Annotated in this window: 23 protein-coding genes and 1 pseudogene; 12 read left to right on the top strand and 12 right to left on the bottom strand. The window is 61.3% G+C overall.

Annotation, left to right across the window (positions count from 1 at the left end; all coding sequences use genetic code 11):
• Window positions 1-50 precede the first annotated feature (50 nt).
• Window positions 51-923: a class I SAM-dependent methyltransferase gene (locus BLS26_RS07475; protein ID WP_157676366.1), complete on the top strand. Its 873-nt coding sequence runs from the start codon at window positions 51-53 to the stop codon at window positions 921-923.
• 260 nt (window positions 924-1,183) lie between these two features.
• Window positions 1,184-1,657 (top strand): nuclear transport factor 2 family protein, encoded by a 474-nt coding sequence (locus tag BLS26_RS07465; protein ID WP_092509775.1) that lies wholly within the window; start codon window positions 1,184-1,186, stop codon window positions 1,655-1,657.
• A 59-nt stretch (window positions 1,658-1,716) separates the two neighbouring features.
• Here BLS26_RS07465 and BLS26_RS07460 read toward each other — a convergent pair whose 3' ends face one another.
• A complete protein-coding gene (locus tag BLS26_RS07460) occupies window positions 1,717-2,367 on the bottom strand; it encodes a DsbA family oxidoreductase (protein WP_092509773.1) in 651 nt (216 codons plus the stop codon).
• A 270-nt stretch (window positions 2,368-2,637) separates the two neighbouring features.
• Window positions 2,638-3,531: a LysR family transcriptional regulator gene (locus BLS26_RS07455; protein ID WP_092509771.1), complete on the bottom strand. Its 894-nt coding sequence runs from the start codon at window positions 3,529-3,531 to the stop codon at window positions 2,638-2,640.
• A 139-nt stretch (window positions 3,532-3,670) separates the two neighbouring features.
• On the opposite strand from BLS26_RS07455, the gene BLS26_RS07450 reads away from it, so the two are divergent.
• From BLS26_RS07450 to BLS26_RS36650, 4 genes and pseudogenes are all read left to right on the top strand, one after another.
• Window positions 3,671-4,108 (top strand): organic hydroperoxide resistance protein, encoded by a 438-nt coding sequence (locus BLS26_RS07450; protein WP_092517760.1) that lies wholly within the window; start codon window positions 3,671-3,673, stop codon window positions 4,106-4,108.
• 107 nt (window positions 4,109-4,215) lie between these two features.
• A complete protein-coding gene (locus BLS26_RS07445) occupies window positions 4,216-4,716 on the top strand; it encodes a carboxymuconolactone decarboxylase family protein (protein WP_092509769.1) in 501 nt (166 codons plus the stop codon).
• 20 nt (window positions 4,717-4,736) lie between these two features.
• On the top strand, window positions 4,737-5,456 hold the full coding sequence (locus tag BLS26_RS07440; protein WP_092509767.1) for an SDR family NAD(P)-dependent oxidoreductase: 720 nt from the start codon (window positions 4,737-4,739) through the stop codon (window positions 5,454-5,456).
• A 136-nt stretch (window positions 5,457-5,592) separates the two neighbouring features.
• A pseudogene (locus BLS26_RS36650) lies at window positions 5,593-5,906 on the top strand (VIT1/CCC1 transporter family protein); the annotation flags it as partial.
• A 410-nt stretch (window positions 5,907-6,316) separates the two neighbouring features.
• On the opposite strand, the gene BLS26_RS07430 reads toward BLS26_RS36650, so the two are convergent.
• Window positions 6,317-7,504: an enoyl-CoA hydratase-related protein gene (locus tag BLS26_RS07430; protein ID WP_092509765.1), complete on the bottom strand. Its 1,188-nt coding sequence runs from the start codon at window positions 7,502-7,504 to the stop codon at window positions 6,317-6,319.
• A 210-nt stretch (window positions 7,505-7,714) separates the two neighbouring features.
• Here BLS26_RS07430 and BLS26_RS07425 point away from each other — a divergent pair, with 210 nt between their 5' ends.
• From BLS26_RS07425 to BLS26_RS07400, 6 genes are read left to right on the top strand one after another with little or no spacing between them, the layout of a single operon-like run.
• Window positions 7,715-8,974 carry a Rieske 2Fe-2S domain-containing protein gene (locus tag BLS26_RS07425; RefSeq protein ID WP_092509763.1) on the top strand — a complete coding sequence of 420 codons (1,260 nt, stop codon included), beginning with the start codon at window positions 7,715-7,717 and terminating at the stop codon, window positions 8,972-8,974.
• Window positions 8,974-9,468, top strand: coding sequence for an aromatic-ring-hydroxylating dioxygenase subunit beta (locus BLS26_RS07420; RefSeq protein WP_092509761.1), 495 nt, complete (start codon window positions 8,974-8,976; stop codon window positions 9,466-9,468). The genes BLS26_RS07425 and BLS26_RS07420 overlap by 1 nt, the downstream gene beginning before the upstream one ends.
• Window positions 9,469-9,486: 18 nt before the next feature.
• Window positions 9,487-10,281 (top strand): enoyl-CoA hydratase/isomerase family protein, encoded by a 795-nt coding sequence (locus BLS26_RS07415; RefSeq protein WP_092509759.1) that lies wholly within the window; start codon window positions 9,487-9,489, stop codon window positions 10,279-10,281.
• A 3-nt stretch (window positions 10,282-10,284) separates the two neighbouring features.
• Window positions 10,285-11,046, top strand: a complete 762-nt coding sequence (locus BLS26_RS07410; protein ID WP_244541867.1) for an SDR family NAD(P)-dependent oxidoreductase — start codon at window positions 10,285-10,287, stop codon at window positions 11,044-11,046.
• A gap of 1 nt (window position 11,047) precedes the next feature.
• Complete coding sequence (locus tag BLS26_RS07405) at window positions 11,048-11,986, top strand: alpha/beta hydrolase (RefSeq protein WP_092509755.1); 939 nt, start codon at window positions 11,048-11,050, stop codon at window positions 11,984-11,986.
• Window positions 11,983-13,176, top strand: coding sequence for an acyl-CoA dehydrogenase family protein (locus tag BLS26_RS07400; RefSeq protein WP_092509753.1), 1,194 nt, complete (start codon window positions 11,983-11,985; stop codon window positions 13,174-13,176). The genes BLS26_RS07405 and BLS26_RS07400 overlap by 4 nt, the downstream gene beginning before the upstream one ends.
• 41 nt (window positions 13,177-13,217) lie before the next feature.
• On the opposite strand, the gene BLS26_RS07395 is transcribed toward BLS26_RS07400, so the two are convergent.
• The 9 genes from BLS26_RS07395 to BLS26_RS07355 all read right to left on the bottom strand — a co-directional run bounded on the left by BLS26_RS07395 (window position 13,218) and on the right by BLS26_RS07355 (window position 23,440).
• Window positions 13,218-14,378, bottom strand: coding sequence for an ABC transporter substrate-binding protein (locus BLS26_RS07395; RefSeq protein ID WP_092509751.1), 1,161 nt, complete (start codon window positions 14,376-14,378; stop codon window positions 13,218-13,220).
• A gap of 31 nt (window positions 14,379-14,409) precedes the next feature.
• Window positions 14,410-15,456 carry a branched-chain amino acid ABC transporter permease gene (locus BLS26_RS07390; protein ID WP_092509749.1) on the bottom strand — a complete coding sequence of 349 codons (1,047 nt, stop codon included), beginning with the start codon at window positions 15,454-15,456 and terminating at the stop codon, window positions 14,410-14,412.
• On the bottom strand, window positions 15,456-16,328 hold the full coding sequence (locus BLS26_RS07385; protein WP_092509747.1) for a branched-chain amino acid ABC transporter permease: 873 nt from the start codon (window positions 16,326-16,328) through the stop codon (window positions 15,456-15,458). Before BLS26_RS07385 ends, BLS26_RS07390 begins: the two co-directional genes overlap by 1 nt.
• The gene (locus BLS26_RS07380) at window positions 16,328-18,262 is read right to left on the bottom strand and encodes a long-chain fatty acid--CoA ligase (RefSeq protein ID WP_092509745.1); all 1,935 of its coding nucleotides are present in this window, start codon (window positions 18,260-18,262) and stop codon (window positions 16,328-16,330) included. Before BLS26_RS07380 ends, BLS26_RS07385 begins: the two co-directional genes overlap by 1 nt.
• Window positions 18,262-19,056, bottom strand: a complete 795-nt coding sequence (locus tag BLS26_RS07375; protein ID WP_092517758.1) for an ABC transporter ATP-binding protein — start codon at window positions 19,054-19,056, stop codon at window positions 18,262-18,264. Before BLS26_RS07375 ends, BLS26_RS07380 begins: the two co-directional genes overlap by 1 nt.
• On the bottom strand, window positions 19,053-19,907 hold the full coding sequence (locus BLS26_RS07370) for an ABC transporter ATP-binding protein (protein WP_172804563.1): 855 nt from the start codon (window positions 19,905-19,907) through the stop codon (window positions 19,053-19,055). Before BLS26_RS07370 ends, BLS26_RS07375 begins: the two co-directional genes overlap by 4 nt.
• A 5-nt stretch (window positions 19,908-19,912) precedes the next feature.
• Window positions 19,913-21,226: an NAD(P)/FAD-dependent oxidoreductase gene (locus tag BLS26_RS07365; RefSeq protein WP_244541866.1), complete on the bottom strand. Its 1,314-nt coding sequence runs from the start codon at window positions 21,224-21,226 to the stop codon at window positions 19,913-19,915.
• A gap of 146 nt (window positions 21,227-21,372) precedes the next feature.
• Entirely contained in the window at window positions 21,373-22,152 is a 780-nt protein-coding gene (locus BLS26_RS07360; protein ID WP_092509741.1) for an acyl-CoA thioesterase II, read from the bottom strand.
• Window positions 22,153-22,324: 172 nt separating this feature from the next.
• Entirely contained in the window at window positions 22,325-23,440 is a 1,116-nt protein-coding gene (locus BLS26_RS07355) for a hypothetical protein (RefSeq protein WP_092509739.1), read from the bottom strand.
• Between the last annotated feature and the right edge of the window lie 47 nt (window positions 23,441-23,487).

The raw sequence follows: 23,487 nt of genomic DNA, 5'->3' as shown, positions 1-23,487 counted from the left end.
GCCCCGTGTTTCGGCACGGAGCTGTGGCTATTGGGATCAAGCGATACGAGTTGAGCGAAACGCAGTGGGCGAAGATCGCGCCGTTGCTGCCCGGCAAGACGAGTGTTCTCGGGCGAACAGGATCGGATAGCGGAAAGATGGGTGTAGTTATGTCACGGCTAAAAATAGGAGTGGTACTTTCACGGCTGGTGTTGATCGGCGCTATTGGAGCCATCGGATGGGCCGCCGTCGTGACTGTCCTCGCCGCTGACGGTCCTGTTTCCGCCAATGTATCGGCGGCTGTCGCTGATTCAACTCGCCCCACCGGCGATGTGAAAACTGATTTAAATCGCAAGCCAGCGGAAACGCTCGCGTTTGCCGGTGTGAAGCCAGGCATGAGCGTCGGCGAGTTCTTTCCGGGCGGCGGCTATTTTACGCGCATGTTGAGTGGTGTGGTGGGCGTTAGCGGCCACGTCTACGCGCTCGAGAATGTAGACTGGACAGGGCGGCTCAAGGCGGTGATTGCCGAGGGGCGACTGACCAACGTTAGCGAGGAGGCGCTACCATTCGGGACCGTCAGTTTCCCTAAGCCTCTCGACCTAGTCTGGCTGACCCAGAACTATCATGATCTCAAGATCGCGCAATACGGCCAAGTCGACACAGCAGCCTTTAATCGTGAGGTTTTCGCAAGCCTAAAGCCGGGCGGCACCTATTTCGTACTCGATCACGAAGCGCCGGTTGGAACCGACCTCCCTACGATTGCGCGGCTGCATCGCATCGAGAAAGCGCAGGTGATCCGCGAGGTAACCGCGGCTGGATTCGAGCTAATTGCCGAAGGCAACTTTCTGCGGCGGCCGGACGATGACCATACCTTGCCCGTCAAAGACGAAAAGGTGCGGGGTCAGACTGACCAATACGCCTTGCGATTTGTGAAACCACGCTAACGTTGGTTGTGGGGGTCGTGGACCGGGTCATTGAGGTCCAGCGGTGAAGTGTCTGAATTTGGTACCTCTCATCGACAAAGACAATGCCGTCATCGGGCGGATCTGATCGCCATTAAACGTCGCTCGGATCGACAGCGCTCCCTGTATATCGTGGGGCGAGCAAAAGAAATGATCATTAGATTGGGCTTCAGCGTGTATCCCACTGAAGTGGATGCGGTTCTAGACCCCCACCCAGTCGAAATATAAACGAGGAAGTTAACGTGACTGAGATACGCCCCCCGTTGCCACCCTTTACCCGTGAGACTGCCGTGCAGAAGGTGCGAGGCGCCGAAGACGGTTGGAATTCCTGCGACCCTGAACGGGTCGCACTCGTCTACACTCCGGACAGTTACTGGCGAAACCGATCGGAGTTTATCCGCGGTCGTACAGAGATAGTTGCATTCCTTACGCGCAAATGGACGAAAGAACTCCAATACCGCCTGATTAAGGAGCTTTGGGCATTCACGGAGAATCGGATCGCTGTGCGGTTTGCCTACGAATGGCATGACGATAGCGAAAACTGGTTTCGTTCATACGGAAATGAAAACTGGGAGTTCGCCGTCAATGGATTGATGGAGAAACGCTTCGCTTGTATCAACGATCTCCCGATCACGGAATCTGAGCGTAGATTCCATTGGGATCGTTCACGACCACGCCCCACAGGCCACCCGGGGCTCTCAGAACTTGGGCTCTAAAGTTCGGACACAGGGGCGCCCTTGATGACCTATCCGGTCGATGGTCAGGGCGGCACCGGTCAGACAACTTCGGACACGGCCTTGCGGATGGCCTGCTCGAACGCCTCCGGCGGCTGGGCCCCTGTGATCAGATAGCGATCGTTGACCACGACGGCAGGAACGCTGCTTATCCCCGCTCGCTGCCATTTCTCTTCGGCGTCGCGCACCTCGTCGGCGTAGCACCCTGAGGTGAGCACGTCGCGCGCAGCGGCGCCATCAAGGCCAACAGATTCAGCAGCGGCCATGAGCACGCCGTGGTCACCTGGATTCTGCATGTTGGTGTGGTAGGCTGCGAGCAGCGCGCGCTTCAGCTCTTCTTGTCGCCCCTCGATCCGAGCCCAGTGCAGCAGGCGATGCGCGTCAAATGTGTTGTAGAACCGGCTTTCGTCGGTTGTCACCATGTCGAAGCCCACTTGCGCGGCCAGGGCACGCTGGCGCTCACGGTTCACGATCGCCTGCTCTCGCCCGACGCCGTATTTGCGTGCCACGTTGTCGAAGCGGCTCTCACCCTCCGGCGGGATGCCCGGATTGAGTTCGAAGGGCTGAAAACGAATGTCGGCTGCTAATCGACCTTCGAAGCGGTTCAGCGCAGCATCCAGGTTTCCCAACCCAATCACGCACCAAGGGCATGACACATCAGATATGAAGTCGATCTTGACTGTTTTTGTCATGGAAAGGCCGCTCGCTACTCGCTTGGTTACGTTTGGGCACGCCAGGCACCCCCTGAACTTGTTCGGTATATGGGACGACTTAACCGTCGGACGAACAGCCGCCAGCAGGAAGACACTCTTTCGTAGATCGGCACAATCTTGCGGCTTCGGCCGGACGCGATGAGCGGGTTGGGAGATCAGCCGGTGAGAACGGCCATCTGCAGCGGCGATGCGTCCGAGGCACGTAGATGAGCAGGGCGACGCCGCGCTCTCCACAGCCTCTTTTTGGTCTTAACCCCACGGTGGGCTTTTCCAAGCCCTCAGTGCTTCGAGAAATACATGGAGCCTTGAAGGAAGGAAGTCTCTTGTGGGGTAGACGGTATGGACGTCGAGTTCCTTGGAAGTCCAGCCAGGCAGCAACCTCAAGAGCTCACCTTTTCTGATCTTGTCGTTGCAATAGGTCGAAGGCAGAAAACCTACGCCGTGCCCTCTGTAAACAAACGTACTGACTGATTGGAAATCTCGGCTCGAAATGGGGCCTGAAACACGAATTCTGGCGCGTTTGCGTCCATTCAGTAATTCCCACTCCGCTTCGCTATTTTTGCCATTGAGCAAGACACACTGATGCAGTTTGAGGTCTTCGGGTTTGGTTGGAGGTTTCCGATCTCTCAAATATTCGGGAGAAGCGACAACATAACGGACTTGGCTGCCAAGCTTTTTTGCAATCAACGTTGAGTCTTTCAATTCGCCAAAGCGAATGCCAACATCCACATTTTCAGCGATCAAATCCAAAAACACGTTGGTGATGAAAAGATCGATATTGATGCGCGGATAGTTTTTCAGAAAATCAGAAATAAATTCGAGAAACGGGCCTTGCCCTAAAACCACGGGCACGGAGATTTTGAGTGACCCCTCCGGTTTCTTTTGGGTCTGTGTCAAAACCCGTTCCGCGTCGAACAGCAGGTTAAGCGGTTCGCTGCATTGATTGAAATAATTCCGACCTTGTGAAGTGAGCGCAAGCTTGCGCGTCGTCCTTTGCAGCAGCGTTACGCCCAGTTCCGCCTCAAGCGCTGCGACTTTCCGGCTGACCGTAGAAACGGGCATGCCAAGGGCGTGTGCTGCGCGACTGAAGCTTTCGAACTGCGCAACCCTCACGAAAACAGCGATATCATTCAAATCGGCCATTTGTAGATTATTCCATAAATGGAAAAGTGATTCCAGATATTTCCGGCTAATCAATCGGACCCTCTTCCCCCATTGTTACACCCATCGATGAAGAACATCGCCGATGGAGAACATCGCCGAAGATGAAGAGGAGTCAGTTATGCCGACCAAAGTCCTGTACCAAACCAACGCCAAGGCGACCGGCGGCCGTGTTGGCCACGCTGCCACTGCAGACGGAAACCTGACTGTCGACCTCACCAGACCCAAGGAACTGGGCGGCAATGGTGCCGCCGGTACTAATCCGGAGCAGTTGTTTGCTGCCGGTTATGCGGCCTGTTTCCTGAGCTCGATGCAGTACGTTGCCGCTCAAGGTGGCCCGAAAGTGACCGCCGACGCCAGCGTCACAGCAACAGTGGGGATCGGTCCGCGCGCCGATGGCGGTTTTGGCCTTGACGTCGCCCTCGCAATTTACGCGCCTGGGTTGACGAAGGCCGATGCCGAAACCCTGGTGCAAAAGGCTCATCACGTTTGCCCCTACTCGGATGCAACGCGCGGCAGCCTCAACGTGCGCCTGAACATCGTCGACGCAGCTCAGTGAAGTTGCCGTTCGATAAACGGTCCGGTCCCTCCCGGAAAAAGTAAACCACGATGAAATGCCTTGAACCCCAAACTGTCGAGTCAGCGCCCGCTGGCTCGAAGCAAGGTATGAAAGCCTTTCGGAAGAAGTTCGGGTTTATCTCGAATCTGATGGCGACCTTCGCTAATTCGCCATCGGTTCTGAATGGCTATCTTGCGCTTGATACGGCTTGGGAAAGCTCGTCGCTCTCTGCAACGGACAGGCAGATCATCCTCCTTACCGCTTCGGTTGAAAATAGGTGCCTCTACGGCACGGCGGCTCATGCCACGGTGCTGAAGGCAATGAAACTCGACGTCGCGGTCATCAAGGCAATTCGCTGCAGGAAATCGCTGCCCGATGAAAGGCTGGATGCGCTGGTTGCATTGACTCGAGAACTGGTCAAAGAGCGCGGCTTCGTCGCCGAAAGTGTCAAGGAGCGATTTTTTAAGGCGAGGTACAACGAAGCCACAATGATGGAGGTTCTAATCGGCGTCGCCCTTAAGACGATGAGTAATTACCTCGATCACCTGAATCCGATTTCGATCGATCCGGTGTTTCGAGCAGAAGCCAACGAATCTATCAGCAACTAACTTAAACAACGGAGAAGATCATGAGTAAGACAGTTATCGTAACGGGTGCTTCACAGGGTATCGGTGCAGGCGCTGTAAAGGCCTTTCTGGACAAGGGCTATAACGTCGTCGCAACGTCGCGTAGTGTTACCAAGTCGAAGGAATTGCCGGCGTCCCCCAAGCTCGCGTTGGTTGATGGCGACATCGGCGATGCATCTGTGGCCGCGAAGGTGGCCCAAACCGCGATCAGCAAGTTCGGTTCTATCGATGCGCTGGTCAACAATGCCGGCATCTTCTTTCCCAAGGCATTCACCGATTACACGGGTGAAGATCTGAAAAAGTTGTCGTCAACCAATCTGGAAGGCTATCTCTACGTCACGCAGTTTGCAGTGAAGCAGATGCTGGCCCAGAAGTCGGGTGGCAGTGTTGTCGGCGTCACGTCGTCGCTGGTTGAGAATCCTATCGCGGGCCTGAATGTTTCGGTGCCGATGATTACCAAGGGCGGCCTCGATGCCATGACCCGTAACCTGGCGGTCGAATACGCGAAGCAAGGTATCCGTTTCAACACGGTTGCGCCCGGCATGGTCGATACGCCATTGCATAAGGACGATCCGGCGGAATTCCTGAAAACTCTAGCGCCGCTGGGCACGATTTCCAGCGTCAAGGACATCGTCGATGCCATCGTCTATCTGACCGAAGCCCAGAACGTTACAGGGGAATCCCTGCACGTCGATGGCGGCGCGCATTCCGGCAGGTGGTAAGCACGAAAGTCAGCTTGCGGGAGTTGGATATCCGGCTCCCGCAGGCACATCTCGATGCCCTTTGTTTTACAATTGCCGATTGCATGGAAGGACACACTTGCACACCAAGCCGGCTGATTGCGGGATTGGTGGTTGGGCGGTGTCAATGGCGGCTGGCGACTATGTTACCGTCAGTTCGCAGTCGGACACCGAACAGGCTGGTCTTGCACGGGAGCGCAGGGAGTCGAACGAGAACCCCGCGTTTAACCTCGACGAACTAGCCGAAATTTACGTCAAGCGAGGTGTCGCCAAGCCTCTGGCGCGGCAGGCGGCCGAGCAGTTGATGGCGAAGAACGCGTTGACAGCTCACGCGTCGCGACGAATTCGGCATCGCGGAAATCACCACAGCGCGTCCCGTCCAGGCTGCGGTTATCTCGGCTGCATGTTTTGCTGGGCGCTGCCATGCCGTTGCCCGGACCAGTCCCCTTGGCAGGATCGTGTTTGGGCGGCGTTCACGATTCCAGTTCAAGCCTGCAGTAATGGCGCCCGCAACCTGGCTCCTGGTGATAGGAAATTGTCATAGTCAGACGCGCCTATGGATCGCGATGCCATGATGAACGAACGGCAGGTTGTGGTGCAAAGCTGCCGTTGGGATGTGCGACTTAGATTTCGTTGGCCTTCATTGGCTGGACCTAGCTCAAACTTCCCCATGATGGATTGGAACGAGAGTTCAATTTTTTCAATGTGTTAGAGGGCAGCGTGTGCACGATGTGTGCACCGAGAGATCCAAGAAAATCTGGCCACGTCCAACGTGAGCAAGCTCAACTGAGCGCACTGCAGCGCTAGCGGTGGCCCAATCTTGCTGTCGTCTGTTCTGGTCATTATCCGCCGCGGAATCTTGGGCGGCGTTTGGTGACAAAGGCGGCAATTCCCTCTTGAGCGTCATCTGTGCTGCTGGCGGCGACGATCGAATCCCTTTCGGCGTCGAGTTGATCGGACAGGCCTGTCTCGAACGATTGACGCAGCATGCGGCGGACGGCGCCGTAAGCCCGTGTCGGGCCTGCAGCGAGCGTTGCTGCGATAGTCGCTGCTTCGGCTTCCACGTCATCAGACGATGCGAGACGCGATATCAATCCGAACTCCAATGCCTCCTGCGCGGTCAAGCGGCGGTTGAGCAGAAAGAGTTGCTGCGCCCGCCGCATCCCGACCATGCGTGGCAAGAACCAGGTATTGCCGCCATCTGCGGTGAGACCCAACGCGCCATAGCCAAGGGCGAATCTCGAATCATCCGCCGCGACGACGATATCGGCGGCATAGAGCAGTCCAAGCCCGCCGCCACCGGCGCCACCGCGTACGGCCGCCACGACCGGCGCATCGATACTCGTCAGCCGCTCGATCGCCAGATGATAGCTGTCGATCATGCGGCGAAGCCGGTCCGGCAATTGCTCGCGCGCTGTGCCTGCAAACAGGCCGAGGTCGCCGCCGACCGTGAAATTGGGTCCGTTGCCCGCGATCAGCACGGCGCGAACATCAGGCCTTTCCGCGATCTGCGTCGCGGCCTCGGCGAGATCGCTGGCCATGGTGGTATCGATCGCGTTGCCCTTGTCCGGGCGGTTCAACCGTAATGTCGCGACACCGTCGGCGAAATCGAGCAGTATGGTCCGCAAAGGACCGGCCGCATCATGCCAGCGCGCGGTGTCGGTATATTGCTCCAGCACCTTGATGCGCTCCTGCTCGATCGTGATCAGGTGCGCGAACGCGGCATCGAGCGGCGCGCCGCTCTGCTTGCCGTGGCCGCGGTAACGGCCGGTCACCAGCAGGCGGCCGTCGGCGAGATCAAGAAAACGCTCCGGTTCGACCCGCGCCTCGAAGTGCCGGGCGATGGTTCCCCAGGCGTTGCGCCGCATTGTCGCCGGACTGTCATGATCACCGCCGATGCCGAACGGCATTCCCTCGGCCGTGCGGCCGGTGAATTCCGGATGGAGCAGGGCGTCGAGCTGGATGCGGTTGCCGTCCGCGAGCGCGGCATAGAACGCGCGTGCGAGGTCGGCAGAATTACGGCTTTCCATCCCTTTGGTCCTCTTCTACAGGCGCCGGTGTGAGAAACGGGCGCGATCGCACTAACCAGTTGCTCGGCGAAACGGGGACGTTCCCTTTGGAAAAGACCCTTGAAGCCCGAAAGCTCCGATGCTATTATTAGAACGGTCGGTCGGATTATTTTTAACGGATGCCGCAGGTCTCCGCAAGAGAGCCGTAGGGCAGCTATGGGAGGTGCAGCGATGAACGTCATGCCGCGCGCGTCGCAATGGGGGGAACTGATCCGGCCGGACCGGGTGCATGGCTCGCTCTATAGCGATCCCGCGATCTTCGAGGCCGAACTGCAGAACATCTGGTACCGCACCTGGGTCTATGTCGGGCACGAGAGCGAGGTTCCCAAAGCCAACGATTACATCGTCAAGTCGATCGGCCCGCAATCGGTCATCATGACGCGCGACGAGCAGGGCAAGGTCAACCTGCTGCTCAACCGCTGTTCGCACCGTGGCAATCAGGTCTGCTCCTACGACAAAGGCAATGCGCGATCCTTTACCTGCCCGTTCCATTCCTGGACCTTTGCCAATGACGGCCGTCTGGTCGGCTATGCCTTCCCGGACGGCTATGAAGGCCAGGACCGAACAAAGCTGGCGCTCGGCCGCGTCACGCGCGTGCAGTCCTATCGCGGCTTTGTATTTGGCTCGTTCGCTGCTGAAGGCCCGACGCTGGAAGAGCATCTCGGCGGCGCGGCCGAGACCATCGATCGCCTGGTCCGCACCTCGCCGGAAGGCGAGGTCGAGGTCACCGCGGGATTCCTGAAGCATCGCGTCAAGGCCAACTGGAAATTCATCCTGGAAAACGAATGCGACGGCTACCATCCGGCATTCGTGCATTCCTCGATCTTCGGCGTCGCCGACAGCGCGATCGGAAAACTCTACGGCGGCGCTTCCACCGCGTTGACGCGCGACTACGGCAACGGCCATACCGAAATCGATCTGCGCCCCGAGTTTCGCAAGCGCGATGTGCCGATGAGCTGGTTCGGCACCACGGAAGAGCGGCTGCCGGACTACACCGCGCGCATGAAGGCCGCCTATGGCGATCAGCAGGCGCGCGAGATCATGATCGACGGCACGCCGCATGTGATGATCTTTCCGAACCTGTTCATCGCGGAAATACAGATGTTCGTGATTCAGCCGCTTGCGGTCGCCGACAGCGTGCAGCATGTCACGGCATTGCAGTTCAAGGGCGTGCCCGACATGAACCGGCGTTTGCGCCAGCAGACCATGGGATCGGTGGGGCCGGCCGGATTGCTGCTGGCCGATGATTCCGAGATGTACGAGCGTTGCCATCGCGGCGTCCTGGCGCGCAGTCCCGAATGGATATTCCTGGGCCGTGGCGAAAAACGCGAACATCAGGATGAACTCGGCTTCAAGGTCGGCCATGTCACCGACGAGGTGCCTTCACGCGGCATCTGGCGCCATTATCGCAAGCTGATGGAGCCGGTGTAATGCTGTCGCGCGAGAGCAGTGCCACGCTGATGAGCGCGGTGACCGCCTTCATCTACAAGGAGGCGCGATTCCAGGACGAGCATCAATACGAGGCCTGGGAAGCATTATGGACGGATGACGGGGTCTATTGGGTGCCGGCCAACGGCGCCGATATCGATCCCGAGAAGGAAATGTCGATCATTTACGACAACCGCTCGCGCATCTCGCTGCGGGTCAAGCAATTGCTCACAGGTAAGCACCATACCCAGACGCCGCAGTCGCGGCTGCGGCGCCTGGTCTCCAATATCGAGCTGCTCGAGGACCAAGCGGACGGCGACATCGCAGTTGCCAGCAACAGCATGATCTTCGAATCGAGCCTGCGCGACGACACGATCTGGGCCGCCCGCAACGAATACCGGCTGCGCTATGTCGATGGCGAACTGCGGATGGCCTACAAGAAGGTGATCTTGGTCAACAACGAGAAGGCGCTGTTTACGCTTTCGTTCCTCATCTAGCCTTTGGGAAGTCTGGCAATGATCGACACGGGACCTGTTTTGCTCGATATCGCCGACGGCATCGCGCGGTTGCGGCTCAACCGGCCAGATGCGGCCAACGGCATGAGCGCAGAACTCTTGAGCGCGCTGTGCGACGCCATCATGGTCTGCCACGGCCAGCCGGATCTGCGCGTGTTGATCCTGAGCGGCGAGGGTGCGAATTTCTGTGCCGGCGGTGATGTCCGTGCTTTTGCGGCCAAGGGCGAAAAATTGCCGGCCTATATCCGCCAGGCCACCGCTTACCTGCAGAACGCGGTAACGGGGTTGTTACGGTTGGAAGCACCCGTGATCGCTTCGGTACATGGCTTTGCCGCGGGCGGCGGTGGCTTCGGTCTGGTTTGCGCCTCCGATATCGTGATCGCTGGCGCATCCGCCAAATTCCTGGCCGGTGCGACGCGGGTGGCGATGGCGCCGGATGCCGGCGTCTCCGTCACGCTGTCGCGGCTGGTCGGCTTGCGCCGCGCAATGTCGATTCTGTTGACCAATCCGGTCATATCAGCGCCCGAGGCGCTGGAGATGGGCATCGTCACCAAGGTCGTGGCTGACGAAGAACTAAGTGAGGCGTCACTGGCGCTTGCGCGGGAGCTGGCGGCCGGCGCGCCGAAGGCGCTGGCTGCGACCAAGCGACTGGTCTGGGCCGGGTCCGGCAGCAGTATCGAACAATGCCTGTCCGAGGAGGCGCGGACCGTCTCTGAACTTTCGGGCATGGCCGACGCGCGCGAGGGCCTTGCCGCCGTCATCGAACGGCGCAAGCCGAAGTTTACGGGGCGCTAGCAAGTGCCTTCTGGCAGCACCTTGTTGCCCTTCGGGCGGCTCGACGGCCGTCGCGCCTTCGTCTCGGGTGGCGCGCACGGTATCGGCGCGGCAATCGTGCGAAGCTTTGCGGGCGCCGGCGCAAAGGTCGTGATCGGTGATCTCGACATTACAACGGCATCGGAACTGGCAGGGCAGGTCGGCGCGGCCGCGGTCAAGCTCGATGTCAGCGACACCGGCATGGTGCAGCAGGCCATGGCACAGCAGGGGCCGTTCGATATCATCGTCAACAATGCCGGCCTCGATCAACACGCGTTTTTTACCGACACCACGCCGGAAGACTGGGTGAAGCTGCTTGCGGTCAATCTGGTTTCAGCTCTTGCATGCACCCATGCCGCGCTGCCGGCGATGCAGGCGGCCGGCTTTGGACGCATCATCAACATCACGTCGGAAGCGGCCCGGCTCGGCTCCAGGGGCGGCGCTGTCTATTCCGCCGCCAAGGGCGGTGTGATCGCCTTCACCAAAAGCATCGCGCGTGAAAATGCGCGCTTCGGCATCACCGCCAATTCAATTGCGCCGGGCCCGATCCGGACGCCAATGCTGGAAGCGGCCGTCGCAAAGGGCGGCGACAAGATCCTGCACGCCATGACCGATGCCACGCTGTTGCGGCGTCTCGGCGAGCCCGAGGAAGTCGCTGCCGCCGCGCGCTTCCTGGCGTCCGATCAAGCGGCCTATATCACCGGCGAAACCATCGGCGTATCGGGCGGCATGGGAGTGGGCGGCTGAGATGGCACGCGCGGCTCAAGACATCACGCCGGCTCCGATCGATCGGGCGATCGCGCGTATCCGCGCGGTGTACCGGAACTGGAACCGCGACACGACCGTGGCGCAGATGCGCAGCGACTGGGATGCTGCTTTCGGCGGTACGATGGCTCCAGTGAAGTGCGAGCAAGTTACTGCGGGCGGTGTTGACGGTGAATGGATATTGCCGGCCGACGCGCCGAAGGACAGGGCCATTCTTTACTTCCATGGCGGCGGCTTTCGGATCGGCTCGGTCACCTCGCACCGCGACCTGATCGCGCAGATCGCTTTGGCCAGCGGCTGTCGTGTGCTCGCCATCAATTATCGTCTGGCGCCGGAGCATCGATTCCCGGCTGCGCTTGATGATGCGCTCGCGGCCTACGACTGGATGCTGCAGCAGGGATTGAAGCCCGCCAATATCGCCTTTGCCGGAGATTCCGCCGGCGGCAATCTCGCGCTCGCCGCGATGCTGGCGTTGTGCGATAACAAGCGCCCGCTACCGGCGGCGGCTGCGCTGATGTCGCCCTGGACCGATCTGGCGGCGACCGGCGCGAGTTATCTAAGCCGAGCCGAGGCCGATCCGATCCATCAGCGTGCGATGATCCTGGCGCTGGCGAAGAATTATCTGGGCGGAGAGGGCGATCCTCGGGATCCTCTAGTCTCGCCGCTCTACGCCGATTTCGCGGGCTTGCCGCCGCTCTTGATCCAGGTCGGCGACCGCGAAACCGTCCTGGACGATTCCGTGATGTTGGCGGGCAAAGCGCGCGCCGCCGGTGTCACGGTTGATCTGCAGGTCTGGAATGGCATGATCCATGTCTTCCAGATGTTCGGTGGGGAACTTGCCGAGGCGCATCGGGCCGTCGCCGACATCGCCTTGTTTCTCGACCGGCACCTCCATCTCAAAGCCGAAAGGGCATCGCCATGAACGTCAAGCCAACCGATGTCCGCGCCCAGTCCGACAGTGAATTCCAATTCTCGGAGCAGCCGCAGTTATCCGAGGAGTTGCGGATGCTGCGCGAGCAGGTGCGGCGGTTCGTCGAGAAGGAAGTGGTGCCGCATGGCGAGCAGTGGGAGCGCGACGGCAAGATCCCGCGCGAGATCTACCGGCGCATGGGCGCGCTCGGTTTCCTCGGCATGCGGCATTCGGCCGAATACGGCGGCACCGATATGGGCGCGCTGGCGTCGATGGTGTGGGCCGAGGAACTCGGACGTTCGACCTTCGGCGGTTTCACCTCGTCGGTGCTGGTTCATACCGACATGTCGGCGGTCCACATCACGCTGCGCGGCACGCCTGAGCAGAAGCGGAAATATCTTCCTGCGATTATCCGCGGCGAGACGATCTGCTCGATCGCAGTGACCGAGCCCGATGCGGGTTCCGACGTCGCCGGGCTGAAGACGCGGGCACGCCGCGACGGCGATTGCTGGGTGATCAACGGCTCGAAGATGTTCATCACCAATGCGGTCTACGGCGATATCCTGATCGTCGCGGCGCGCACCGATCCTGCCGCCAAGGGCAGCCGCGGTATCTCGCTGTTCATCGTCGAGAGGACGACGCCCGGCATATCCGTGACAAAACTCGACAAGCACGGCTGGCTTTGCTCCGACACCGCCGAGATCGGGTTTCAGGAAGTGCGGATCCCCGCCGGAAACCTGCTGGGCGAGGAGAACCGCGGCTTCTACGGCATCATGGAAACCTTCGAGAACGAGCGCATCTGCATTGGCGGCATCTGCGCCGGCGAGTCCGCCAAGGCGATCGAGCTCACCACGAACTATGTGAAGAGCCGGCAGGCCTTCGGCGGCCCGCTGTGGAACCAGCAGGCGGTACGGCTCAAGCTCGCCTCGCTCGCCACCAAGGCCGCGGCCGCCCGGGCGCTCGCCTATCATGCTGCGGAGCTCGTCGAGGCCGGCAAGCCCTGTCCGCGCGAAGTGTCGATGGTGAAAGCGCTGTCGCCGGAAGTGCTGCACGAGGTCGTGCATGGCTGCCTGCAGCTGCATGGCGGCACCGGTTTCATGCGCGGCACGCCGATCGAGCGGATGGTGCGCGATGCGCGGGTGCTGACCATCGGCGGCGGCGCCACCGAGGTCATGCTGGAAGAGGTCGCCAAGCGGATGTGAGGGTTGACCGGCGCGAGGCGTGCCGGCCAGCGTCTCGTTGCTCAGTTCACCGGCTTGAAGCTCAGCGTTGCCGTTTCAGCCTGCATGATCTGCAGCCTCTGGTTCGAGAACCGGACGCCGGGGCCAAAGGTAATCGGCGCCATGACGCCGGTTTCGACGTTTTTGGTCTTTTCCAGTTCAGCGATGGTGCAGGCCCAGGTCGGGTCCTTGCCGCAACGCCCGATCGCCTCGATCAGTACTTTTGCGGCGGCATAGCCGGTCATGCTGTAGCGGTTGATGCCTTTCATCTCGGCTTCCGGAAGCAGGCCCTTGGCCTTTTCCAGAAACGCCTTGCCGGCAGTGCCCGCGAACGGTTCGACATAGTCGACGGCGTAGATGCCGTCGCCGGCCGGACCCATCAGCTTCAGCACCGGCTCGACCCGTCCGGGCCAGAAGATGCCCGTGACAGGCTTGATGTTGAGCTTCTCCAGTTCCTTCATCATCGCGATGTTCTCGCCGATGATGCCACCGGCCAAAAACACCTCGGCGCCGGAATCCTTCAGTTGCAGCATGTCGGACGAGAAATCCTGCTGGCCCTTCTTGTAGTTGCCGCTGTAGACCACGTTGAGCTTCTTGGCCCTGACCACGGTATCGAAGCCGTCGCGCACGGTGATGCCGTAATCGTCGTCCTGGGTGATCAGGCCCCATTTCTTGCCGGGGTTCCTGTCGGCGAGATAATTGACGAGGTGGATGATGCCTTCCTCGTAGGATTGCCCGACCACGAACACGTTCTTGCGCGGCGGTTCCCAGAGGAATTTGACCGGCGCCACGTCGATGACGGTGGGGATGCCCGCCTTTTCCAGCACCGGCATCACGGCGATGGATTGACCCGAGCCGGAGATACCGAGCATCGCAAACACCTTGTCGACATCGATCACCTTCTTGACGCCCTGGATAGTGCGGGCGGTGACGTAGCCGTCGTCTTCCAGCACATACTTGATCTTGCGGCCGTTGATGCCGCCGGCGACGTTGGCTTCCGCGATCGCGATTTTGTGGCCGATCGAAGCGGCCACGCCGAGCAGCGCCGGTGGGCCGGTGAGGGGCTCGACGTCGCCGATCAGGATTTCGGTATCGGTGATACCGGGATCGGCGGAAAGCGCAGGGCCGGCCGTGAGATACGCGCCCGCGAGCAGCAGCGACGCGCTCGCCAGATATTTGATCATTGTTTCCTCCTCCTGTTGGTTTGCTTTTTTGTCAGTAACGCAGCGGCCAGTTCACCCACATCCGCCGGATGTCGTGCCAGGCGCCGACCAGCCCGCGCGGCTGGAAGCGCAGGAACAGGATGATGACGAGACCGTAGAGCATGCTCTTGAGTTCCTGCGCGCCGGTCGTGAAGGTGGCGTCCATCTGCGCGCTGAACAGGCTGAACATCAGCCGCGTTGCTTCAGGCAGCAGAACGATCAGGATGGTGCCGAGCACGGCGCCGAGCGCTGAGCCGAGCCCGCCGACAATCAGGATTGCCAGTGCCTCGATCGAGAGCAGGAACGGAAAGCCTTCGACGCTGACGAACGACAGGTAGATGCCGTACAGCGCGCCTGCGAGGCCGGTGATGAAGGCGGAAGTGACGAAGGCGAACAGCTTGTAGGCGTGCAGGTTGATGCCCATCACGCGGGCGGCGGTGTCGTTATCGCGGATCGCGACGAATGCTCGCCCGACGCGGCTGCGGCGGATGTTGAGGGTGGCGAACAGCGTGAGCACGGCGAAGCCGAGGCAGAGATACGTGAACGCCGCGTCGCTATCGAAGCTGAGACCGAATATCTCCGGCCGCTGCACCGAGATGCCGCGTGCGCCGTTGGTAAGCCAGCGCGCCTCCAGGATCACGGTATTGATGATGAAGGAGAACGCCAGCGTGGTGATGGCCAGATAGAGCCCCTTCAGCCGCAGCGACGGCGCGCCGACGATGAGGCTGGCGAGCGCCGGCACCACGCCGGCGCCGAGGAAGCCGATCAGCGGATGCATGTGATATTTGGAGACCAACACCGCATAGGCGTAGGCGCCGGTGACGAGAAAACCGACATGGCCGAGCGAGATCAGGCCGGTATACCCGGTCAGGATATTTAGCCCCAGCGCGCCCACTGCGGTGATCAGGATGATCATCAGGAACGACAGTGCATAGGAGTTCAGCACAAAGGGTGCAGCGATCAGCGCCGTCACCAGCACGGCCGACCATGCCCATACCGGCGGCGAGTCCACCAGCGTGACGAGTTCACCATAGGTCTGTTTGAAATCACCGGTGCGCATCAGACCCTCTCGATGTCGCGTTCGCCAAAGATACCGAACGGGCGGATCATCAGCACCACGATGATCATGGCAAAGCCCGCGACTTCCTTCATGCCCGAGCCGACATAGCCGCCGGCGAGATTTTCGGTGATGCCTATCAGGAGGCCGCCGAGGCCGGATCCGAGCACGGCATCGAGGCCGCCCAGGATGGTGGCCGGAAACGACTTCAGCCCGAGCTGGAACATCGCCGGCGAGAGATCATAGGACAACGCAAAGAACACCCCGCCGATCCCGGCGATCACGGACGAGGCGGCCCAGGCCAGCGCATGGACGCGCGTCGCGCTGATGCCCATCAACAGCGCGGTGCGGTCGTCAGTGGCAACGGCGCGCATCGCGACGCCGATCTTGCTGTAGCGGAAGAATGCCCAGATCGCCGCGAGCAGTGCGAGAAGCGTGGCGATGACGGCGATCTGTCCGGTGCGGACGCCGACCCCGCCGATCCGCACGATGGTGCGGCCGAAGCCGACGTCGAGGCCGTGCGGGTAGGCGTCCCAGATGAAATTGATCGACGAGCGCAGGATCACGGCCAGACCAATCGTCACCATGACGGTGGCAAACACCGGCTCGCCGAGCATCGGCCGCATCACCAGCCGCTCGATCACGAGGCCGAGCGCGACGGCGGCGAGGATGGCGCCGAGCGCCACCACGACCACGTTGCCGCTGACCGTGGTCGAAATGGTCCAGGCGATGTAGGCGGTAATCATGGTCATTTCGCCCTGCGCGAAATTGACCAGTCCCGTAGACTTGTAGATCACGGCAAAGCCCATCGCGATCAGGCCGTAGATGGCGCCGATCGCAAGACCGGAGATCAGGAGCTGGATCAGGTACTGCATCAGCCCTCCGCCTGGTAGATGATGGCGAGTTCGCGCGCGAACTTCTTCTCGATCAGGGCGCGGCGGACCTTTTGGGTGGCAGTCAACTCGCCGTCGTCGTGATCGAGTTCCTTTTCTAGGATGGCGAAGCGGCGGATGTTCTCGACGCGCGCGAAACGCTTGTTGGTCTCGTTGACGACGCGCTCGACCAGCTCATGCACCTCGGCAAGCTGCGACAGCGACTTATAATTGGTGTAGGGCAGCGCCTTGTCGCGGGCCCAGCGGCCGACATTGTCGAAGTCGACCTGGATGATCGCACCGAGATATTTCTTGGCCTCGCCGACCACGATCGCTTCCTTGATGAATTCGGAATCCTTCAGCGCATTTTCGATCTCTGATGGCGCGATGTTCTTGCCGCCGGCGGTGATGATGATCGCCTTCTTGCGGTCGACCACCGTGATTTCCCCGTTATCAAGCACTTCGACGATATCGCCCGTGCGCAGCCATCCGCCCGGCTCGACCGAAGCCGTCGAAGCCTTTTCGTCGAGAAAATAGCCTTTGAAGACGCCGGGATTGCGCAGCAGGATTTCACCGTCACTGTCGAGCTTCCATTCGGTCGCAGGCAATGGCAGGCCGCAGCCGCCGAGCCGGTGATGGCTTTCGGTCTGAATGAAGGCGACGCCGCCGCTTTCGGTCAGCCCGTAGCCTTGCGAAACCGGGCGGCCGATGATGTCGAAGAAGCGCAAGGTCTCCGGCGAGATCGAGGCGCCGGCGCAGAGCCGGTGACGGCTGCGGGCAAAGCCGAGATGGCGCTGGATGTTGCGGAATAGCACGAGATACAGGAGCGCGTAGCTCAGACGGTCGAGCGTCGTCGCGGTCCCGGTCTGCCGCCGGTCCGAGAGTTTGCGGCCCCAGGCAAGGCAGGCTTTAACAAACCGTTGGCGGAACGCGCCGCTTTCGCCGAGCCGAAACAGAAAGCCCTGCTGCAGCTTTTCATAGATGCGGGGCACGCCGACAAAAAACGTCGGCGCGATCTCGCGGATATTGAGGGCGACGGTGTCGATCGATTCCGCAAAGCTGACGGTGCCGCCGAGCACCAGATGCGTGACCTCGCCGTAGCAGCGTTCGGCGACGTGGCACAGCGGCAGGTAGCTCACGGCTTCGAACGGCTTGTCGGCGATCCCGACCGCTTCGGCGTAGACATAGGCGGCGTAGACCAGGTTCCGATGCGTCAGCATCGCGCCCTTGGGCGGACCTGTCGTACCTGAGGTGTAGACAAGGATGGAGACGTCGTCAGGCGTGGCCTGTGAAATCAGGCGGTCGAGAGTCGCGTTGGCCTCGGGGTTTTCGGCCGCATAAGTCTTGCCGAGCTGGCACAGCGTCTCGAACGACATCAACTGCGACTGCCGGTATTGCCGGAGGCCCTTGGTGTCGACGCAGACGATGGCCTCAAGCGCCGGCAGGCCGTCGTTGTTGGCGAGTGCTTCCAGCACTTTGTCGGTCTGTTCCTGGTCGCCCGTGATGACGACCCGTGAGCCGGAGTGGCGGACGATGTATTGTAGTTCGACCCATGGATTGGTCGGATAGATGCCGACCGCGACCGCGCCGATCATCTGGACGCCGAGATCGGCATAAAACCATTCCGGCGTGTTCTCGCCGGCGATCGCGACGCGGTCACCCGGCTTGAGGCCGAGCGAGATCAGGCCGAGCGCGATCGCGCGTGCGGTCTGGTAGTAATGATCCCAGGAATAGGGATTCCAGATGCCGTATTCCTTTTCGCGCAGCGCCAGTTTGTCGCCATGCATCGACGCGCGCTGGCGCAGCAGTTGCGGAAGGGTGATTGCTGCGTTTCTCAGCGCGGCGTGCAGGGAATTAACGTCGGCGCCGGACGATGTCCACGCCGAACTGGATTGGAACGGCGGATGTTCGGTGCGCGGGCTTTCGAGAACCGACATCACGCGCTCACCTGTGCTGCGGCTTCTGCGCGATGGCCGCCGAGATAGGCTTCTCTCACGGCCGGGTCACTCCGGACTTCGGCCGGCGTGCCTTCGGCGATCTTGCGGCCGAAGTTCAGGACATGAACGCGGTCGGAGATATCCATCACGATCCGCATCTCGTGCTCGATCATCAGGACGGTGATGCCGAGTTCCTCCCGGATATCGAGCACAAAGCGGGCGATATCCTCGGTCTCCTCCTGGTTCATGCCCGAGACCATTTCATCGAGCAGCAGCAGCTTCGGCTCGCAGGCCAGCGCCCGCGCCAGTTCGACGCGCTTCTGCTGGCCGTAGGACAGGGTGCCGACGATGGCGTCACGGATGTGCTCGATCTCGAGAAATTCGATGATTTCCTCGACCCGTTGCCGGGCTTCGATTTCCTCGCGCCGGGTGCGGCCGAAGAAGATCACGGCATCGAGCACGTTGGAGCGCAGATGGGTGTGGCGGCCGGTCAGGATGTTCTCGACCACCGTGCCGTGCTTGAACAGGGCGAGGTTCTGGAAGGTTCGGCCGATTCCGATCGCGGCGAATCGGGACGGTGACACGTGGGCGAGGTCGATACCGTCGAACACCATGCTGCCGCCGCTCGGGCGCAGCACGCCGGAGATCATGTTGAACAGCGTGGTCTTGCCGGCGCCGTTCGGGCCGATCACGCTGAAGATTTCGCCTGCGCTCACCGCTAGGCTGACATCGGCGACGGCCTGCAGGCCGCCGAAGCGCTTGCTGAGATTTTCGATCCTGAGCAGAGAGGTCACGACAGCCACCGTTTGCGCCGTTTGTAGTGCTTGACGTCGCGCAGGCTCTTGCGCCCGGAATTGGAGACGCCAAGATAGAATTCCTGGACGTCCTCATTGGCGGCGAGTTTCTTCGCGGAGCCGTCGAGGACGACGCGGCCGGTCTCCAGGATGTAGCCGTAGTCGGAAATATCGAGCGCGCGCTGCGCGTTCTGCTCGACCAGCAGCACCGTCATCTTCATCTCATCGCGCAGCTTGGCGATCACTTCATAGATGCGGTCGATGATCAGCGGCGCGAGGCCGAGCGACGGCTCATCGAGCGCCAGCAGCACCGGATCGGTCATCAGGGCACGGCCGATCGCCAGCATCTGCTGCTCGCCGCCGGACATGTAGCCGGCGATCTGGCCGCGGCGCTCGAACAGCCGCGGGAACAATGCGAACACCGTCTCACGTCGCTCGCGCGCCTCGGCGGCGGTTTTGGTGTAGCCGCCCATCTGCAGGTTTTCGTCGATGGTCAGCGCCGGAAACACCCGGCGGCCCTCCGGCACCTGGACGATGCCGCGCCGTACCAGCTCATCGGGCGCGAGGTGATGCACGTCCTCGCCGCGGAAGCGGATCGTGCCGTTCTCGATTACGCCTTCCTCGGTGTAGAGAATTCCCGACATTGCCTTCAACAGCGTCGACTTGCCGGCGCCGTTGGAGCCGAGCAAGGCGACGATGCCGCCCTGGGGCACCGCAATGCTGACGTCCCGGATCGCCTCGATGGCATTGTCGTAGACGATGCGAATGTTGCGGAATTCGAGCAGGCACGGTGGGGCAGGCGTCGTCTGACCGCCGGTGTTGCCCGCTCGCGTTGCGATCTTCGCCGGCATCGATGCTAGACCCTGCCGGCCTGCGCAACGCGCGGCCGGCTGGCGAGGATCGCATCGGTGACGAGTTTTGCGGTTTCCGCACAGGCTTGCGTGCCGCCATTGCCATATTGCTTCACCGCGTCGCCGACGCACCACAGGCCTTCGATGCCGGTCTCCCGCGGCAGATCGTAGCCGGCGCAGCTGCGTTGTGCCGGCCAGTCATCCCGCATCACCCGGATCGAGAGGACTTTCGCCTGGCCGAAATTCGGAAACTGCTCACGCAGGTCGGTCAGCGCCAGCTCGACCTCGGCGTCGGAATCGAAATCGCCGAGCGCCGGGATCGGCACGGCGTAGGCGACATAAAGATGCCAGCCGGGCGGCGCCAGTTCGGGGCAGGTGGCGGTGAGATTGGCCATGTTGCAGAGACGGCGCGTCTTGCCGAAGGTCACGATGCCGGGGTGCGAAATCAGCGGCTCGCGGCTCGCGATATTGATGACGATATTGGCCGCGGGCTTGAGCCCGGTGCGAACCTTCTCGATGTAGGCAGAAGGGAACGCTGCTTCGCCCGCCAGCGCAACAGTCGCCTTGGGACCGGCGTTGCTGATGACGAGATCGGTGTCGATCCGGATCTGCTGGCCATCCCGGACCACCGTTACACCTTCAACGCGGCCGTCGGTCGTGTGAATTTGCAGCGCTGGCGTCGCGAGCCAGATCTCGCCGTTCCGTTTGATAGCGGTGCCGAGTGCGTTCCAGACCCCGATCGTGCCCTGCGGGCAAAATCCAAAGCGCTTGAACGCGCCCTTGCTGGTGAAATAGGTCAGGAAGGCGCGGGCCGGCAATTCATCGGCGTTGCAGGCGAAGATTGCCGCGCAGAGATTGCGGAACAGCGCGTGCACCGTGGCATTGCCGGTGTAGCTCTTGAGCCAGTCCTCGGTCGATTGCCGCCCGTCCGGAAGATTGCCGGAGCGCGCATCCGCGAATTTTTCCAGGATACGTGAGGCCTGTTTTGTCAGCTGCCCGAGCAGCAGCGACCAGCCGCCGCGGCCGACGTCGATCAACTTGCCGTCGATGAAAAAGGAGGAGGCCGGCTCCGGCGTGCGGATATCGAGGGGAACGCCGACGGTGTTGAAGGTCTCTTCGAACACACCGCCGAGTTCGATGGCGATGGCGCCGATGTTGACGGTAAAGCCTTCGATTTGTTCGGTCGAGGCCCGGCCGCCGAGCCGGCCCTTGTCGTCCACCACCAACGTATGCAGCCCGGCATGGGACAGCCGCGCGGCGACGCACAGCCCACCCGCGCCGGCTCCGATCACGACGGCATCCATCTTTTCACGCGCCACGAACAGCCTCCCTCGGTGAGCCGCCGGTTGGTCCCGCGCGTGCTGCTTGCCTTGCCTAAGATTAGGGGAGGATATTATAATCCGACTGACCGTTCAATTTATTTTTTGGTCAGATTGCGGGTAAGGGGGAGGCTGCTTGCTTCCGGTTACGCGCCCGAATGGACCATCAGCGTTTCCTGGGTCGCGGTCGCCAGCATCAGCCCGGCGCGATCATGGATGCGGGCGATCGACAGGCCGCGACCGCCGTCGGCGCAAGCGCTTTCGGATTCAAAGTGCATCCATTCGTCGGGGGAAAATGCGCGGTGGAACCAGATGCAGTGATTGAGGCTCGCGATGTAGAGCGGTGGCTGCGACTGCAGGTCGCGGAGGTGACTGCCGAGGCTGCTGAAATTGAGCCACCAGTCCGACAGATAGGCGAACACGGCCGCTTTCGCGCGAATATCACCGGCGAGCGGATGTTTGCCGCGCAACCAGAATCGCAACCGCGATTGCGCGGTTTTCGCCACAAGCTGGCGTTCGATGCCCGGAATACGAAAATCCATGCACGGCTTGACCAGATTCGAGTACGGCGCCAACGGACGCAAGCCCTCCATCAGCGCAGGTGGCAGAACAGTCAGTTCCGGCAAATCCTCTGGGTTCTCTTCCGGAGCGGACGAGGGTACGGCATGGCCGGGCGCCGATTGCGGAGTGCAAAATGTCGCTTGGGCGTTGAGGACGGCGCGTCCGTCCCCTTGGTAGCCGAAGACATGCCGCGACGAGAACCGCTTGCCGTCCTGAAGAATTCTGACCTCGAAGTCGATCCGATGGCCGGGATCGGCGCCGCGAAGAAACAGCAGTTGGAAGGTTGACGCCGGCCGGTCCTCGGGAACGCTCAGCGACGCCGCCATCATGGCCTGGCCAAGAACCTGGCCGCCATAGGCGTCCATTCAGATTGCCGTCGCCATAACGACTGCGGTAGCGGTGCGCGCCGACGGTCTCGAGCGAAACCAGCGCTTCAACGTCGATACCGTCCCAGACGTCGCAGGCCGATCCGATTGCAGGTGCGCAATCGAAGGATCCCTCTTTCATCGTCGTCGTCTCTGATGGAGAGAACGCTGGTCACAGCGCGGGGAATTTTTGCGGGCCTTCATAGAGCGGATATCCGGTGGCAACGCCGTATTCGCTGATGCCAAATCCGACATCGCCGGCGCTCTCCAGTTTGATGACGTGATCCGACAGCGTGCGCGCGACCTCCCGCGTTGCGGGATCGTCGAGATTCCAGACATCGTGCGCGGCATAATAGTCGCCGCGATCGTCGCCATGGGTCCATCCCTGCAGGCCGCCATACATGCCGGCTTTCAGATAAAAACGTGTCGGAAGCCCGTGCATCTTCACCTGGCGTGGTGCGCCTCGATCGAACTGGAAAGTCAGATCGCCGTTCGCGATCGTCTGTCCGAGCGGATCGTTGGCCCAGTCGATCCGGTGCTCGACCGCGACGACCTCGCGGTGCGATACCGATCCGTCGGATTCCCGCTTGAACTCGGTTCCGGACAGATAGTGCGGCTTGCCCGGAGAGCGCTCCTTCAGGAAGATCGACAGGGCCGAGGTTTCGAATTGAAACATCGACCAGGTCCAGAAGAAATTCCGGTGCGTCGCGACCGGCGGCCTGGTTTCGTCCGTCCGCATTTCCGAGCGCAAGCCCCAGGAACGGTCGCGCTGTCCCCACCACATCGCTGGTTCGACGTTGAAGCGCCGGCCATCGACGACGATCCAGCCGCGCCAGCGGCCGAACTGCGATACGCGCGCGAGGTCTTCCTCAACGAGGCCGTCGCGCTCGCGGTAGTTTTGTTTCTCCTGGGCCGAAGGAAAGCTGGCCTCGAATTCGAGCGAAAAGCTGATTCCGGAGGGGTTTTCCACCAACGTGAGCCGGTGCCGCTTCATTCCCTCGACGATCTCGATCCGAAAAGGCCCGACCGATGTTTCGAGGGGACGTCCGCCGAGTCGGCGCGAGGCGCGGAAATTATATTGCCGCCGGCCGATAGTCAGTCCGGCGAAGGCGTCCATCACGTCCTTGTTCGGATAGTAGCCGAGCCCGGCATCGAACAGCAGTTCGCTGCCGTCGATCGGATGGGCGGTGTACCAATAGCGTTCGGTGAAACGGGCGTCGCCGGCGCCCGACGTTGCAAACGGGGCGGGTGTTTGGTGGCCGATCAGGTCGTCTTGAGCGGTTAGCATTCTTGTTCTCCCCGGAAGCCAAAGGCCGTTGCAGGTCTCATACACGC

Source organism: Afipia sp. GAS231 (genome assembly GCF_900103365.1).
In the GTDB taxonomy this organism is placed as follows: Bacteria; Pseudomonadota; Alphaproteobacteria; order Rhizobiales; family Xanthobacteraceae; genus Bradyrhizobium.
The sequence above is the reverse complement of the archived record's forward strand: the minus strand, read 5'-3'. Positions and strand labels throughout refer to the sequence as shown.

Excerpts from the sequence above, each read along its gene's own strand:
- BLS26_RS07455 (WP_092509771.1), bottom strand. The coding sequence starts at position 3,531 with ATGGCCGATTTGAATGATATCGCTGTTTTCGTGAGGGTTGCGCAGTTC.
- BLS26_RS07385 (WP_092509747.1), bottom strand. The coding sequence starts at position 16,328 with ATGCAGTACCTGATCCAGCTCCTGATCTCCGGTCTTGCGATCGGCGCC.
- BLS26_RS07450 (WP_092517760.1), top strand. The coding sequence starts at position 3,671 with ATGCCGACCAAAGTCCTGTACCAAACCAACGCCAAGGCGACCGGCGGC.
- BLS26_RS07425 (WP_092509763.1), top strand. The coding sequence starts at position 7,715 with ATGAACGTCATGCCGCGCGCGTCGCAATGGGGGGAACTGATCCGGCCG.
- BLS26_RS07445 (WP_092509769.1), top strand. The coding sequence starts at position 4,216 with ATGAAAGCCTTTCGGAAGAAGTTCGGGTTTATCTCGAATCTGATGGCG.
- BLS26_RS07440 (WP_092509767.1), top strand. The coding sequence starts at position 4,737 with ATGAGTAAGACAGTTATCGTAACGGGTGCTTCACAGGGTATCGGTGCA.
- BLS26_RS07380 (WP_092509745.1), bottom strand. The coding sequence starts at position 18,262 with ATGTCGGTTCTCGAAAGCCCGCGCACCGAACATCCGCCGTTCCAATCC.
- BLS26_RS07390 (WP_092509749.1), bottom strand. The coding sequence starts at position 15,456 with ATGCGCACCGGTGATTTCAAACAGACCTATGGTGAACTCGTCACGCTG.
- BLS26_RS07400 (WP_092509753.1), top strand. The coding sequence starts at position 11,983 with ATGAACGTCAAGCCAACCGATGTCCGCGCCCAGTCCGACAGTGAATTC.
- BLS26_RS07405 (WP_092509755.1), top strand. The coding sequence starts at position 11,048 with ATGGCACGCGCGGCTCAAGACATCACGCCGGCTCCGATCGATCGGGCG.
- BLS26_RS07415 (WP_092509759.1), top strand. The coding sequence starts at position 9,487 with ATGATCGACACGGGACCTGTTTTGCTCGATATCGCCGACGGCATCGCG.
- BLS26_RS07460 (WP_092509773.1), bottom strand. The coding sequence starts at position 2,367 with ATGACAAAAACAGTCAAGATCGACTTCATATCTGATGTGTCATGCCCT.
- BLS26_RS07370 (WP_172804563.1), bottom strand. The coding sequence starts at position 19,907 with ATGCCGGCGAAGATCGCAACGCGAGCGGGCAACACCGGCGGTCAGACG.
- BLS26_RS07360 (WP_092509741.1), bottom strand. The coding sequence starts at position 22,152 with ATGGACGCCTATGGCGGCCAGGTTCTTGGCCAGGCCATGATGGCGGCG.
- BLS26_RS07395 (WP_092509751.1), bottom strand. The coding sequence starts at position 14,378 with ATGATCAAATATCTGGCGAGCGCGTCGCTGCTGCTCGCGGGCGCGTAT.
- BLS26_RS07430 (WP_092509765.1), bottom strand. The coding sequence starts at position 7,504 with ATGGAAAGCCGTAATTCTGCCGACCTCGCACGCGCGTTCTATGCCGCG.
- BLS26_RS07420 (WP_092509761.1), top strand. The coding sequence starts at position 8,974 with ATGCTGTCGCGCGAGAGCAGTGCCACGCTGATGAGCGCGGTGACCGCC.
- BLS26_RS07355 (WP_092509739.1), bottom strand. The coding sequence starts at position 23,440 with ATGCTAACCGCTCAAGACGACCTGATCGGCCACCAAACACCCGCCCCG.